The following is a 13,115-nucleotide window of genomic DNA, read 5'->3' as shown; positions in this document are numbered from 1 at the left end:
GGAAATTATCCATGCAGGCGATGCTTACTTTCGCTGCCATGAATCTTAAAAAGCTGGCCTGCTGGTCGTGGAAACCAGTGCAGCCAGCTTAATAGGGCTGTCCAAATGCATAAAAAAAAGACAAAGCAGCCTCAAATCGAAGATTTGAGAACCACTTTGTCTACAGTCTGAGCAGCCCAGTATGAGGGCTGCTCTTTTGTATTGCTATTTATTAAATTGTTTAAGCATCACGTTTGAAATTTGCGGATTATACCTATATGACATATAAAGTATGTAAGTCAGCCGCCTTTGCCGTTGAATAAAAGAAAGTTTTAAACCATCACTTCTCAAAGTGGGTGTTCGCAGAAACCTTCCTGCGTGTCCTCATTGAACAAAAAAACGAATGAGGCTTGTCATTCCGGATTCCTCATAAAACTCCCTGTTACGGCTTAAAGGTTAAAACTTTATATTGTAAAGTACAACGCAGCTTGTATTTATATATTACGCGGACCGTTCATGATATTCAATGGCAGTTGCTGCCCTGTATTCCTAAATCCTCTCGTACAGAAAAAACGCTCAAGCTTTTGTCATTCCAGTAAATTTTTCAACTGCGTTGCTATATGCAGGATGAGCTATGATATAGATGCTTACCCTAACCCTGCTGTCTAGGTGTAAAATGAATCTTATCTTATTAAAAAAGACTTTTCTGCTTTTGTCACTTTCTTCCCGTAATACTTCTCCAGGACATTATGACCTCCTCTAACCTAATCATCTTTTTTTCATTTTCAGTGATACATCCCCCCGCGTAGTAAGCCTGAAGTGGAGTGTTCTTGCCTAATATAACAAAATCCCCCTTGGCTGGGATAAGGGAGTATGACTCTCCAATATTATGGAGAGAATAAAAATAAGTCAGGAAAGGGAGGTAAGGAAATGGAAGTGAGTATGAGCGTTGAAGAAGTCATCAATCAAATTTCTGAATTAAAGCAAAGAAGCGGGGAGCAGCTTCGGAAGAAACAAATAAAAAAGTCCCATCCAGAGCTAATGAAAAATGCATTGTATCATTTTCCGAATTGGGAAGTAGCTGTAGAAACGACAGAAGCGCGTAAAACGGGTTCTTAATGATACAGACCTCCATAGGTTTGTAGTGACAAGTTTATAAGGATAAGATTCCTTCATAACGGCAGCAAAATTTTTGTGGATTTTATAGGTGTATACTTTATTGTACAGTAAGCAACGATAAAAAACGAAAAGTCCATGTGGCGAGTTGTAAGCCACCTGGACTTTTCGTTGCGGAGAAAGGCAGGGTTTTTAGATTCTTGGTCAAAAGAATGGATGAATACACATTTGGCAAAGCGGATTTCAAGCAAAAGACCCGCTTACTGGATCCATTTTCTCCCGCAGCACCATTTATCGCTCGATTTTTTATCAGAACCAGCCGATCTACGTGTGTGTGCTTTGAGAAGATGTTCAAGATTTTTTTCATCATAAAGCAGATTCTGCTTATGCTCATCATACTCTCCTACATGGATATACAACTTTAATTATTGAACTTTAACCTGTTACAAGAACGCTCTTAATTGTTTCCACACCCTAACGAGATTATAATAACAGAAGACAAATATACATTTTCTTTGATAACGGCAAACTTATCGAAAGGTAAGGACGCAAAGCTGCGGGTCTAAAGTTTAATTCAGCTAGGACCGCCGGGTTACCGAAAGAGATTGGCTATATAGATCAGGGGTTATGTTGCATTTTTATGGTTATAACTTCTGTACCTGTGCATCCATCATCTTTATGGTGGTTTTTTTGTGCTTAAAAATTTTAAGCAGGGCACTACAAGGGTAATTATGTACAATCGCATTTATTTTTTGCAAGACTACCACCAATTTTTCTGATTCTATATAAATCACACTTTTGCTTGGTTTTCCCAAGAAATAGATAAATTATAAATTTAAAAAAGGGCGCGAGATCATATGATTGAAACCTTATTGGGTAAGGAAATACTGATTGATATTATGATGGTCGCAATGTATACATTGGTTATTACTGGCTGGATTTCTAGATATAAGCAAAAAAGAATGCGTGAGCAAGTCGAGGAAGAACTGCAAAATAGCCGAGAACAATTTTATTCAGTCATACAATCTGCAAAAGATGCCATTATCCTGGCCGATAGCGAGTCTACTATTACTTCCTGGAATAAAGGGGCTGAAACGATATTCGGGTATAAAGAAGAAGAGATACTAGGAAAGAAGCTGCATCTTCTCATTCCTCCGGCTCTTCGGCAAGCTCATGACAGAGGAATTAAGCGTTTCCTTTCGACAAACCAAGCTGCAGTTATAGGGAAAACGGTAGAATTGCGTGGATTGAAGAAGGATGGAAGTGAAATCCCTATAGAGCTTTCCCTCTCTTCTTGGAAGATAAAAGATACTATTTATTTTACCGGTATTATTCGGGATATTAGCGAACGGAAGGACGCAGAGGAAAGAATTCAATATCTAGCTTATCATGATGAATTAACCGATTTACCGAATCGAAGATTTTTTGAAGAAAAATTGAAAATGGCTTTAGAGGAAGCAAAAAAAAGCGGTGATTTAGTAGCTGTTATGCTGTTCGATTTAGATCGGTTTAAAGCTGTTAATGACACATTAGGCCATTCCGCTGGAGATATGCTGCTAAAACAAGTTGCTGTTCGGTTTAGAGAATGCTTAGGCGAAAAAGATCTGATTGCCAGAATAGGCGGAGATGAATTCTTACTCATTATGCCCGAAATAAAGCATATTGAAGAAGCCTCAAAAATGGCTGAACATCTTATATCTAATTTAAGTCATGCTATAAAATTACAAGAAGGTGAGGTATTTGTATCTACGAGCATTGGAATTGCCTTTTCTCCTCAAGATGGACAAGACGGCGAGACATTGTTAAAGAAGGCGGATATAGCCATGTACCAGGCAAAGAAAGAAGGAACGTCAGCTTATAAATTTTATACCACCCAAAACTTAATTCAATAAGTTAGGTAAAGGCTGAGCTTAAGGTAGTCCGGTTTTGATAAGATAAGGGAAACTCGGGTCTCGGTATTCGTAAAACCCTTTAGGTTTTTTAACTCAATATGGATATTTATGCTGAATAATGAGCAATGGAGCTAAAATGGAGGAGCATATGGATCAGACAATTCGCGTAAATAAATTAGAGTTTTTGCTGCAAAACCCTATACCTTATCGTTATGTGCTGGCTGTTTGTCTAGGGTTAAACTTATTTATGGATGCCTATGTTTACCCAGAGGTAAGTTTAACAGGGTTTTACCTTTTGACAGTAGTATTAATAGGTTTTTCTTTTGAGAATAAACCACTGCAAGTCATAGCAACAGGGTTAGTTACACTGCTCCGTTTTCACTTTTCACCATTAGGAATGCCTGAAACAGCAGTTTTTCTTTTGGCTTGGATTACCTATTTTTTAGTATCTTGCAGTTTATCTGTATTGATAAAAAGATATCTTAGGGAAAGAAAAAATGTTGTTCATTTAACACGTGCTTTAGCAAATGCCCTTGACTCCAGAGATTCCTATACGGCTAATCATTCGGAAAATGTAGCCCGCTATGCAGAAATGATTGCACAGGAAATGAAATTTTCTAAAAAAGAATGTGACAATATCTATCTTGGGGGAATTTTCCATGATTTTGGGAAAATAGGTGTTTCTGAATCAATATTAACGAAAAGGTCCAAACTAACAGAAACAGAATTTTCGCAGATAAAGAAACATCCAACTATCGGATACAAGATATTGAAACACGTTCCGGTGTTTAAGCACAATGGTGTTTTGGATATGGTTTTATATCATCATGAAAGGTTTGATGGTAAAGGCTATCCTGAAGGATTAAAAGGCGAACAAATACCCATAGCTGCCCGGATTATAGCTGTAGCTGATTCTTTTGATGCGATGACTTCTAACTGTGTTTACCGAAGTGAGAAGAATTTAGAATATGCTCTTAATGAAATTCGTAAAAATATAGGTACTCAATTTGATCCAGCAGTTGCCCAAATATTTTTGAAGATAGTAGAAGCTAAAGGGGAAACAATTCTAACTAGAACAAGAAATGTTGAAAAGAATTAAACACCCTTTAATGCAACATAAATGCAATTATGCTGCATTGGAAACGACCAGATTTTAAAATTTGAGGCCTTTTTTGGCTGTTATATAAATACAGGAATTGTTTTTAAGAAACCCCTGGCCAAAAGGTAACTGTTCTCTTTTGGAGTACCAGTGTATAAATGCACTGCTTTTAGCATTTGAAAGATGTACTAAGCGTTATAATTCATTCATGGTTTTCTTAAATTAATGTGGCAAGTTTGTTGAGGAAGAAAACAAGTTTTAAGTGATTTCGGAAATGGTACTGAATACATAAAAAAATAAAAAGAGTGGGATATTAATGCTTGATGATAATCTATAGGATTGCACCTAACATTCTTGGGGAAAAATGTTATTATAAACATCTAGATAGGAGTGTATATCAATGGAACAAACACTTTATGAAAAAGTTGGCGGAGAAGAAGCGATTGCAAAAGTCGTGGACTATTTTTATTCTGAATTGGTTCTTAAGGACGATACAGTTAATCACTTTTTTAAACATACAGATATGGAAAAACAACGCCGTCATCAGACAAAATTCATTAGTTTCGCATTAGGTGGCCCCAATCAGTATTCAGGAAAATCAATGGCAAAAGCACATGAAGGAATGAATATACAGCCAGCCCATTTTGATGCTATTGCAAACCATCTTCACGCTGCTCTTGCTCACTTTGGAGTAAATGAAGCAGATATAGATAAAGCGTTAAGTAAAGTTGCTTCACTAAGAGAAGATATTATTTATAAATGACTGGTTCCACTTACGGGTGGTTTATTTGAAGAAATTGAAATGTGAATTTTTAATTTACAAAGCAACATAAATATAATTATGTTACATCAAAAAGGGGCTGTACCCAAGTTCAGTTTTTACTGAATTTGGGTACAGCCCTTGCTATTTAGAATTACACACGCTTTTTAATATCAATAACACTGATGACAAACTTAGCTGATGTCCTTTCCATGACATCAACTTTTTTCGTTCCTTCTTCAACTAAAGTCCCCGCCGTTAGTTTAACAAGAAAAGCCGCTATCCAGCGGGGGATCGAGGCACAAAAAAGCCAGCCAAATAAAAACTGACCGTATCTTTATTTATCGCTTTCCTTTCTTCGCAGCTTCGCGAGTTAAACGTGCATTATTTAAGCCTTTGTCGCTAAATGCGTTATCGCTATTTAAACGATCTCCTATTGGTTCTCTATCCATATCATCCTTTAGTACGCCTGGGGTTTTTCCGTGTATATTGTTATCCTCTTGTGACATTATGTTTAACCTCCTTTTCATTTATTATCTGTTGCCCGTAATTTTCTTATACTAGGGCTAATACTAAGGATGTATCTATATTTATTTTTCATTTATTCTTCAATTAACCTGCCAGTTAGCACAATAAGAAAAGCTGCCAAAATGACAGCTTCGTTCGATTTTATTATAAAATTCTTTAACGATCGTCAACATTGTATAAACTAGTCTTCTATCAGCTCTAAGTCATTTTCTATTTCAATTAAAAATTTTAGGAGGGCTGTTTTCATCTGTTCCACACCCGGTTGTTCTATTGGAAAATGACCAGCCCCTTCTAAAATCACACAATTTTTCTCACATTGTAATCGGTTATAAAAAGATTCACTTAATCTATATGGTGTCATTGGATCTACTTCAGGATGAATGAGCAAAATAGGGCAAATATCGAAATATTCAGGCTCAATTACTGGTTCCATATTTAAGAATATTCTCAAAAACCGTAAAGAAACTTTTGTCCCTGCGGCTCGAGGATCGTTCATAATAAGTTTTGTCAGATCAAAGTTATTTGTAATTAATTTCATTCTCGATACTTTTGAAACAGAAATTCGAAACGAATCCAATACAAAAAAGAAATTATCTAACGTGAATTTACCCAAGCGGCTTATTAGCTTGTTTGGGGCAATTTGATCACGAACTTTCTGATTACTTGTATCCACGAAAGTCGTTACAATCAAACCTTTTACTTGTTTACTCAGACTTGCCACATGATATGCAAGCATGCCTCCGATGCTCGCCCCCAATAAAACAATTGGCTTTCCGTCTCGATTAAATTCCTGTTCGATGAACTCAGTCATTATTTTTATCCATTCGTGGTAATCCGTGGATTTTAATGACTCCTTGTAACTGAGACCATAAGGAGGGAGGTCTGGGGATACAATATCATATCCATGCACTTGTAGCATTCTTGCATATGGTGCGAATAGTCTTCCGTTTCCGCCTGCACCATGAATAAAAATAACTTTAATTTTCGAATTCGGAACAGACATTCTATCCAGATGGATATGATAATCTTTCCAACTCCACCATTCTTCAGTTGGTAGATTATTTTCTTTTATTCGCAGTTCTTCAGGAAAAAATTTCTGATATTTCTTCCAATAAATTTCGGTTTCATTGTATGTTAACTTTCTAGTATTAGAATTCACTCTCTTTTCCCCCATACAATTATATTAATTACAGGCATTATGTAGCCTCCCTGAGAAAGTGTATGGACTAATAATTTCTTTGAAGGTTATTAAAAAACCTTTATTTTCCAAACTTTTATTTAACTATACTGCTTTGTTAATCCATCTTACTTAGTGCAATATAAAAGGAATTATGTTGCATTCGCAAATGTACAATAAAACAGGCGTCATCCCTTAATCATCAAGGGATGACGCCTGTTTTGGGTTAGCTGCTGATCTATAAATGCAACATATTAAATACGTATGCTATATTGAATATAATAAATAGAATGGAAATGAATCATTTCACCCAAAGCAATATAGATTTAAGCAAAATTATCAGCAAGTAAATGATATTTTAATGTTACAGGGCAAATAGATGTAAACATACCGCAGAAACAACGGAATACCCGCAATAAAGGAGAACACCTTTTGAACATACAACTAAATCAAAAAATCATTAAAGACATGTGCGGCACCGCCTCATTCAAACGAGGAGATTCTTTTTACCGTGCTAATAAAGTAACATTTAAAAATTACAGCCCTGAAAGCTGTGAAGCGACTGTTACAGGAATGGAAGACTTCCATGTCACGATAAAAATAGATGCCAATGGCGGGCTTCATACGAAATGCAGCTGCCCGGTGCTGGCTTCTTTCCAAAAGGATTGTCAGCATATTGCGGCCGTATTACTGTCGATTTATGGGCATCAGCGAGAAGGGACGCTCCCTGTTATTCCAAGTGAGCGTCAGGTCGATTCCGCAGCAAATCAGGCACTGACAGAAGGTCTGCTAAACCTCTTCAACAATCCGCCTAAACGTTCAAGTGGGTCTCAGCTTCACTTTGAAAAAAGGCAGGTTCTTGATACGGAGTTTACGTGTAAAGCTGTCAACATGAGCCAGGGGCAATTCATGTTCGGAATAGAAATAAGAATCGGTTCGGCCCATGTGCAAAATATCCGGGATTTCCTGGAGAAGGTGAAAGAAGGTAAGCCAAGCCTGCTTTCGCTTTCATTTACCTACCATCCAAGCCTTCATTGCTTTCAAAAAGAAACAGATGCGGTTATTCAGCAGCTTATCCAAGTGGTTTATGATGAAAAAATATATGTGAACGCACTGCCAGACAAATCTGCCTATACAATCCGCCCTAACATGCTGCTCATTCCACCATCTTCCTGGGAGCGGCTTGTTCCTGTGCTGACAAGAGCTCCATTAATGAAGCTGGCGCATAGCGGAAATACGTTTGATAGTTTACGCTTATCGGATAAAGCACTTCCTTTGCAGTTTGACCTTTCAGTAGCAGCGAGTGAGGGATATCAACTGAAGATCAAGGGGCTCGGAGAGGTAATAGTACTGAACGCTTATCAGTCTGTTCTGTTTGAGGATGCATTAATTCAGGTGGGCAGTGAGGAAAGCCAGCGCCTTTCAGAACTTAAACAGATGCTGGAAGCCTCAGGCTCCAATCAAATTTTTATTCCTCAGGAGAAAATGAATGACTTTTTGGAAAACGTGGTTCCAGGTTTTAAAAAAATCGGCCAAGTCCAGATAGCAGAAGAGGTCTCTAAAAAATGGCTTAAAACACCGTTGGTTGCAAGGCTGTATTTAGACCGTGTGAAAAACCGCCTGCTTGCCGGACTGGAATTTCAATATGAAAGTATTGTCCTCAATCCGCTGGAAGGCCGGGAGCTCGGAAAAGGCTTAGTGCCGGTAAGAGACGTGGAGAAAGAAGATGCAATCCTGCAACTGATGGAGGAAAGTTCTTTTTCCAAGACTGACAGTGGATACTTATTGCATAATGAGAAGCTCGAGTATGAGTTTTTGCATAATGTTGTTCCGAAACTGCAAAAGCTTGTACAAGTATACGCCACTACGTCAGTGAGAAACCGGCTTTTCAGAGGGAATGCTCGGCCTCGAATTAAAGTCAGCATCCAAAAAGAAAGAACCAATTGGCTGGAATTTAAATTTGAAATGGAGGGCATTCCTGAAAAACAGATACGTGAAGTTCTACTGGCCCTAGAGGAGAAGCGGAAGTATTATCGCTTGCGGAATGGATCACTCCTCTCCTTGGAGACGAGGGAATTTGAAGAAATTAACCGTTTCCTTAAAACACTTCCGGCACAAAAGGAAGATCTGGAAAGTGGCGTAAGTCTTCCCGTTACTCGGGGACTTCAGCTTCTTGATTCTGATGATAACCATGTCTTCACGCTAGAGAAATCATTCCGTCAGTTCTTGGAAACAATCCGTCATCCAGGCAGTTTGGAGTTTGAGGCGCCAGAGAGTTTGGAGTCGATATTGTATGATTATCAAAAGCAGGGCTACAAATGGATGAAGACGCTTGCTCGTTATGGGTTCGGAGGGATTCTTGCTGATGATATGGGACTGGGGAAAACACTCCAAAGCATTGCATTTATCCTATCTGAGCTTCCTCATATCCAGGAAAAGAAGCGCCCGGTTCTTATTGTTTGCCCCTCATCTTTAACGTATAACTGGCTCAGCGAAATCAAAAAATTTGCCCCGGAAGTAAAAGCGGTTGTCGTGGATGGAAATAAAAAGGAACGGTTCAATATACAGAAGAATGTAACAGGTGTAGACGTTGTTATTACTTCCTATTCTTTGTTAGTAAGAGATAAAGTGTGGTACGAAAAACAATTTTTTCACACCGTGTTTTTCGATGAGGCACAGGCTTTTAAGAATCCTGTTACACAAACAGCAAAAGCAGTAAAGAAGATACAGGCGGATTATCGCTTTGCCCTCACAGGTACACCAGTGGAAAATTCATTGGAGGAGCTGTGGTCGATTTTTCACGTTGTTTTTCCTGAATTATTCTTGGGTTTAAAGGAATACAGTCAGCTCTCCAGGAAAAAGATCGCCCGCAGAATCCGTCCATTTTTGCTTCGGAGAATGAAAGAAGAGGTACTGTCGGAGCTTCCTGAAAAAGTTGAATCGATGGAATTAGTGGAGCTGCTTCCTGATCAGAAGAAGCTATATGCTGCTTACTTGGCAAAACTAAGGCACGACACATTGAAGCATTTGGACAAGGATACACTCCGAAAAAATCGTATCAGAGTCCTTGCGGGTTTAACGCGTTTACGACAGATTTGCTGTCATCCAGCTCTGTTTGTGGATGGATACAAAGGAAGCTCAGCGAAATTCGAACAGTTGATGCAGATTGTAGAGGAATCAAAGCTGTCTGGAAGAAGAGTATTGATTTTCTCGCAGTTTACGCAAATGCTTAAGTTAATAGGGAGGGAGCTGGCGAGTCAAGGACTCCCTTTTTTCTACCTGGATGGACAAACTTCATCAGAAGAACGGGTGGAAAAATGCAGTCGATTTAATGACGGTGAACGTGATTTATTTCTCATTTCCCTGAAGGCGGGTGGAACCGGCCTCAATCTGACAGGTGCCGATACAGTTATCCTATATGACATGTGGTGGAATCCTGCAGTCGAGGAGCAGGCAGCTGACCGGGCCTACCGCATCGGCCAGACAAATGATGTACAGGTCATTAAGCTTGTTGCCCGCGGTACAATCGAGGAAAAGATGAATGAACTGCAAGAGAAAAAGAGGGATCTAATTGAAGAAATTATTGATTCTGAAGAGAAATCATCGTCAACGCTTACCGAAGAGGATATTCGTGAAATACTGATGATTTAGCGGGAATCAGGAAACAAAGAGTAGGTTAATCATAAAGATCTCAAGTGACTGCGCAAAAAAAAAACAGCCCGGTATATGGGCTGCTTTTTTTGTGTTGAGATTTATCTAAAGTCGTCTAAGGAACTACTTTCAGGGTTTAAAGATCATATATGTAGGTGAAGTATAAGGTAGTATATAAGTAAGCTGCCTTTGCCGTTTTTGAATAGAAGAAAGTTTTAAACCACCACTCCTCAAAGTGGGTGTTCGCAGAAACCTTCCTTCCTGTCCTCATTGGCTAGAAAACGAACGAGGCTTGTCATTCCGGATTCCATGTAAAACTCCCTGTTACAGCTTAAAGGTTAAAACTTTATATTATGATGTACAACGCAGCTTGTATTTATATATTACGCGGACTGTTCATGATATTCAATGGTAGTTGTTGTCCTGTATTCCTAAACCTCCCGCACGAGAAAACTCTCTAGCTTTTGTCATTCAGGTATATTTTTGAATCGCAATGTTATGTGTAGAACAAGCTTTTACACGGAAGTTTAATCGGAACCTGATGCTAAGTGTAGAATGGATTTCTTCTTAAAAGTGATTCTTACATAGGTTTTTAGCATCCCGATTTTCTGCTTTATTTATATTTTACATCTTCTATTTTTGATAAGTGCCGCTCTTCAAGATAAATTCCAAGCTTTATACGGTGCTTTTTTAAAGGTGTATCTCAATTGGCTATAAGGGGAAATGCTGAAAAAAGAAGTTAGTAATAAATATTTTTGAAAAAAGTATTGATTTTAAATTTTAAAGGTGATATTATTTTATAGCTGTCGTTAGTGCAGATTATTCCGCAGTAGCTCAGTGGTAGAGCAATCGGCTGTTAACCGATCGGTCGCAAGTTCGAGTCTTGCCTGCGGAGCCATTTTAAAATCATACATATAAGAAGCAAGGCCCCTTGGTCAAGCGGTTAAGACACCGCCCTTTCACGGCGGTAACACGGGTTCGAATCCCGTAGGGGTCACCATTTGGAGGATTAGCTCAGCTGGGAGAGCATCTGCCTTACAAGCAGAGGGTCGGCGGTTCGATCCCGTCATCCTCCACCATTTATGCCGGTGTAGCTCAATTGGTAGAGCAACTGACTTGTAATCAGTAGGTTGGGGGTTCAAGTCCTCTTGCCGGCACCATTTACCGAGCCATTAGCTCAGTCGGTAGAGCATCTGACTTTTAATCAGAGGGTCGAAGGTTCGAGTCCTTCATGGCTCACCATGTATATGCGGGTGTGGCGGAATTGGCAGACGCACCAGACTTAGGATCTGGCGCCGCAAGGCGTGGGGGTTCAAGTCCCTTCACCCGCACTTTTTTATAGAAGTAGTTCAGTGGCAGAATAGTACCTTGCCGGGGTGGCGGAACTGGCAGACGCACAGGACTTAAAATCCTGCGGTAGGTGACTACCGTACCGGTTCGATTCCGGTCCTCGGCACCACTTTACAATCAAATAGTGCGCCCGTAGCTCAATTGGATAGAGTACTTGACTACGAATCAAGCGGTTAGAGGTTCGAGTCCTCTCGGGCGCGCCATTGTGTATATAAAACAGAGTTCTTGAAAAATTCTTTTGAAGATCAACATGCTTTTTTAAAAGGAACTCCTGCTAAAAACTGGCACTTCCTGTGCCTGACGCAGAAGCCAGAACATCCTGTTCAAGTCCGGGAAGTAGCTCAGCTTGGTAGAGCACTTGGTTTGGGACCAAGGGGTCGCAGGTTCGAATCCTGTCTTCCCGATCTGTTTAAATATGGGGCCTTAGCTCAGCTGGGAGAGCGCCTGCTTTGCACGCAGGAGGTCAGCGGTTCGATCCCGCTAGGCTCCACCAATATTTTTAATACTTTTTTATGGCGGTGTAGCTCAGCTGGCTAGAGCGTACGGTTCATACCCGTGAGGTCGGGGGTTCGATCCCCTCCGCCGCTATTGATATAAATAAAGTTCATTTTATTTTATGCCTGTAGATTCATTTACGGAGAGCTGTCCGAGAGGTCGAAGGAGCACGATTGGAAATCGTGTAGACGGTTACCGCTGTCTCAAGGGTTCGAATCCCTTGCTCTCCGCCAGTATACTTTATCAAAATACATATTGGCCCCTTGGTCAAGCGGTTAAGACACCGCCCTTTCACGGCGGTAACACGGGTTCGAATCCCGTAGGGGTCACCATTTTGGAGGATTAGCTCAGCTGGGAGAGCATCTGCCTTACAAGCAGAGGGTCGGCGGTTCGATCCCGTCATCCTCCACCATATTATTATCGCGGGGTGGAGCAGCTCGGTAGCTCGTCGGGCTCATAACCCGAAGGTCGCAGGTTCAAATCCTGCCCCCGCAATCGTTGGTCCGGTAGTTCAGTTGGTTAGAATGCCTGCCTGTCACGCAGGAGGTCGCGGGTTCGAGTCCCGTCCGGACCGCCATTTTTATATGGCTCAGTAGCTCAGTTGGTAGAGCAAAGGACTGAAAATCCTTGTGTCGGCGGTTCGATTCCGTCCTGAGCCACCATTTTAAATAATGGGCCTGTAGCTCAGCTGGTTAGAGCGCACGCCTGATAAGCGTGAGGTCGATGGTTCGAGTCCATTCAGGCCCATTTTTTATGTAACTTCATATACTGGAGGGGTAGCGAAGTGGCTAAACGCGGCGGACTGTAAATCCGCTCCTTCGGGTTCGGCAGTTCGAATCTGCCCCCCTCCACCAGCATGGCGGTCGTGGCGAAGTGGTTAACGCATCGGATTGTGGCTCCGACATTCGGGGGTTCGATTCCCCTCGATCGCCCCATATTTTTGGGCTATAGCCAAGCGGTAAGGCAACGGACTTTGACTCCGTCACGCGAAGGTTCGAATCCTTCTAGCCCAGCCATTATTTTGCGGAAGTAGTTCAGTGGTAGAACATCACCTTGCCAAGGTGGGGG

At 40.5% G+C, this 13,115-nt stretch carries 7 protein-coding genes, 21 tRNA genes, 2 other RNA genes and 1 riboswitch; of the genes, 26 read left to right on the top strand and 4 right to left on the bottom strand.

Annotated elements, in window-relative coordinates:
- Positions 1 to 275 precede the first annotated feature (275 nt).
- A non-coding RNA gene (gene ssrS, locus M3221_RS25130) (6S RNA) lies at positions 276 to 472 on the bottom strand.
- Between the two features lie 437 nt (positions 473 to 909).
- Between ssrS (M3221_RS25130) and M3221_RS25125 the strand changes: the two genes are divergently transcribed.
- The 4 genes from M3221_RS25125 (at position 910) to M3221_RS25110 (ending at position 4,849) form a co-directional block, all read left to right on the top strand.
- Entirely contained in the window at positions 910 to 1,098 is a 189-nt protein-coding gene (locus M3221_RS25125) for a hypothetical protein (protein ID WP_251274775.1), read from the top strand.
- A 510-nt stretch (positions 1,099 to 1,608) separates the two neighbouring features.
- Positions 1,609 to 1,695: riboswitch (cyclic di-GMP riboswitch) on the top strand.
- A 257-nt stretch (positions 1,696 to 1,952) separates the two neighbouring features.
- A complete protein-coding gene (locus tag M3221_RS25120) occupies positions 1,953 to 2,987 on the top strand; it encodes a diguanylate cyclase domain-containing protein (protein ID WP_251274774.1) in 1,035 nt (344 codons plus the stop codon).
- 148 nt (positions 2,988 to 3,135) lie between these two features.
- Positions 3,136 to 4,086 carry an HD-GYP domain-containing protein gene (locus M3221_RS25115; RefSeq protein WP_251274773.1) on the top strand — a complete coding sequence of 317 codons (951 nt, stop codon included), beginning with the start codon at positions 3,136 to 3,138 and terminating at the stop codon, positions 4,084 to 4,086.
- Positions 4,087 to 4,486: 400 nt separating this feature from the next.
- Positions 4,487 to 4,849 carry a group I truncated hemoglobin gene (locus M3221_RS25110; protein WP_251274772.1) on the top strand — a complete coding sequence of 121 codons (363 nt, stop codon included), beginning with the start codon at positions 4,487 to 4,489 and terminating at the stop codon, positions 4,847 to 4,849.
- Between the two features lie 338 nt (positions 4,850 to 5,187).
- On the opposite strand, the gene M3221_RS25105 is transcribed toward M3221_RS25110, so the two are convergent.
- Together M3221_RS25105 and M3221_RS25100 are read right to left on the bottom strand one after the other, a co-directional pair.
- Positions 5,188 to 5,355, bottom strand: coding sequence for a hypothetical protein (locus M3221_RS25105; RefSeq protein WP_251274771.1), 168 nt, complete (start codon positions 5,353 to 5,355; stop codon positions 5,188 to 5,190).
- A gap of 200 nt (positions 5,356 to 5,555) precedes the next feature.
- Positions 5,556 to 6,533, bottom strand: a complete 978-nt coding sequence (locus M3221_RS25100) for an alpha/beta hydrolase (RefSeq protein ID WP_251274770.1) — start codon at positions 6,531 to 6,533, stop codon at positions 5,556 to 5,558.
- Positions 6,534 to 6,983: 450 nt separating this feature from the next.
- Here M3221_RS25100 and M3221_RS25095 point away from each other — a divergent pair, with 450 nt between their 5' ends.
- Complete coding sequence (locus M3221_RS25095) at positions 6,984 to 10,202, top strand: DEAD/DEAH box helicase (protein ID WP_251274769.1); 3,219 nt, start codon at positions 6,984 to 6,986, stop codon at positions 10,200 to 10,202.
- Between the two features lie 176 nt (positions 10,203 to 10,378).
- Here the strand turns inward: M3221_RS25095 and ssrS (M3221_RS25090) are convergent.
- Positions 10,379 to 10,577, bottom strand: a non-coding RNA gene (gene ssrS / locus M3221_RS25090) — 6S RNA.
- Positions 10,578 to 11,025: 448 nt separating this feature from the next.
- Here ssrS (M3221_RS25090) and M3221_RS25085 point away from each other — a divergent pair.
- The 21 genes from M3221_RS25085 to M3221_RS24985 all read left to right on the top strand — a co-directional run bounded on the left by M3221_RS25085 (position 11,026) and on the right by M3221_RS24985 (position 13,063).
- Positions 11,026 to 11,100 (top strand) — tRNA-Asn (locus M3221_RS25085).
- Positions 11,101 to 11,127: 27 nt separating this feature from the next.
- Positions 11,128 to 11,202 (top strand) — tRNA-Glu (locus M3221_RS25080).
- A 3-nt stretch (positions 11,203 to 11,205) separates the two neighbouring features.
- A tRNA-Val gene (locus M3221_RS25075) sits at positions 11,206 to 11,281 on the top strand.
- A gap of 5 nt (positions 11,282 to 11,286) precedes the next feature.
- Positions 11,287 to 11,362 (top strand) — tRNA-Thr (locus tag M3221_RS25070).
- A gap of 6 nt (positions 11,363 to 11,368) precedes the next feature.
- Positions 11,369 to 11,444 (top strand) — tRNA-Lys (locus tag M3221_RS25065).
- A gap of 7 nt (positions 11,445 to 11,451) precedes the next feature.
- A tRNA-Leu gene (locus tag M3221_RS25060) sits at positions 11,452 to 11,533 on the top strand.
- Positions 11,534 to 11,572: 39 nt separating this feature from the next.
- Positions 11,573 to 11,661 (top strand) — tRNA-Leu (locus M3221_RS25055).
- A gap of 17 nt (positions 11,662 to 11,678) precedes the next feature.
- Positions 11,679 to 11,755, top strand: a tRNA-Arg gene (locus M3221_RS25050).
- A 127-nt stretch (positions 11,756 to 11,882) separates the two neighbouring features.
- Positions 11,883 to 11,956: transfer RNA gene (locus tag M3221_RS25045), tRNA-Pro, on the top strand.
- 13 nt (positions 11,957 to 11,969) lie between these two features.
- A tRNA-Ala gene (locus M3221_RS25040) sits at positions 11,970 to 12,045 on the top strand.
- A gap of 21 nt (positions 12,046 to 12,066) precedes the next feature.
- A tRNA-Met gene (locus M3221_RS25035) sits at positions 12,067 to 12,140 on the top strand.
- Positions 12,141 to 12,188: 48 nt separating this feature from the next.
- Positions 12,189 to 12,280 (top strand) — tRNA-Ser (locus M3221_RS25030).
- Between the two features lie 24 nt (positions 12,281 to 12,304).
- A tRNA-Glu gene (locus M3221_RS25025) sits at positions 12,305 to 12,379 on the top strand.
- Positions 12,380 to 12,383: 4 nt separating this feature from the next.
- Positions 12,384 to 12,459 (top strand) — tRNA-Val (locus M3221_RS25020).
- Between the two features lie 9 nt (positions 12,460 to 12,468).
- Positions 12,469 to 12,542 (top strand) — tRNA-Met (locus M3221_RS25015).
- 5 nt (positions 12,543 to 12,547) lie between these two features.
- Positions 12,548 to 12,624: transfer RNA gene (locus M3221_RS25010), tRNA-Asp, on the top strand.
- Positions 12,625 to 12,633: 9 nt separating this feature from the next.
- Positions 12,634 to 12,709, top strand: a tRNA-Phe gene (locus tag M3221_RS25005).
- An 11-nt stretch (positions 12,710 to 12,720) separates the two neighbouring features.
- Positions 12,721 to 12,794, top strand: a tRNA-Ile gene (locus M3221_RS25000).
- Between the two features lie 23 nt (positions 12,795 to 12,817).
- Positions 12,818 to 12,901 (top strand) — tRNA-Tyr (locus M3221_RS24995).
- A gap of 5 nt (positions 12,902 to 12,906) precedes the next feature.
- Positions 12,907 to 12,982 (top strand) — tRNA-His (locus M3221_RS24990).
- Positions 12,983 to 12,988: 6 nt separating this feature from the next.
- Positions 12,989 to 13,063 (top strand) — tRNA-Gln (locus M3221_RS24985).
- The last annotated feature ends 52 nt before the right edge of the window (positions 13,064 to 13,115 follow it).

Origin of the sequence: Domibacillus indicus (genome assembly GCF_023715895.1) — a bacterium.
Lineage (GTDB): Bacteria > Bacillota > Bacilli > Bacillales > Domibacillaceae > Domibacillus > Domibacillus indicus_A.
Note: the sequence above shows the minus strand (reverse complement) of the source record. Positions and strands in the feature narration are given on the sequence as shown.

Coding starts and splice junctions, on each gene's coding strand:
- M3221_RS25120 (WP_251274774.1), top strand. CDS start 1,953: ATGATTGAAACCTTATTGGGTAAGGAAATACTGATTGATATTATGATG.
- M3221_RS25125 (WP_251274775.1), top strand. CDS start 910: ATGGAAGTGAGTATGAGCGTTGAAGAAGTCATCAATCAAATTTCTGAA.
- M3221_RS25105 (WP_251274771.1), bottom strand. CDS start 5,355: ATGTCACAAGAGGATAACAATATACACGGAAAAACCCCAGGCGTACTA.
- M3221_RS25110 (WP_251274772.1), top strand. CDS start 4,487: ATGGAACAAACACTTTATGAAAAAGTTGGCGGAGAAGAAGCGATTGCA.
- M3221_RS25115 (WP_251274773.1), top strand. CDS start 3,136: ATGGATCAGACAATTCGCGTAAATAAATTAGAGTTTTTGCTGCAAAAC.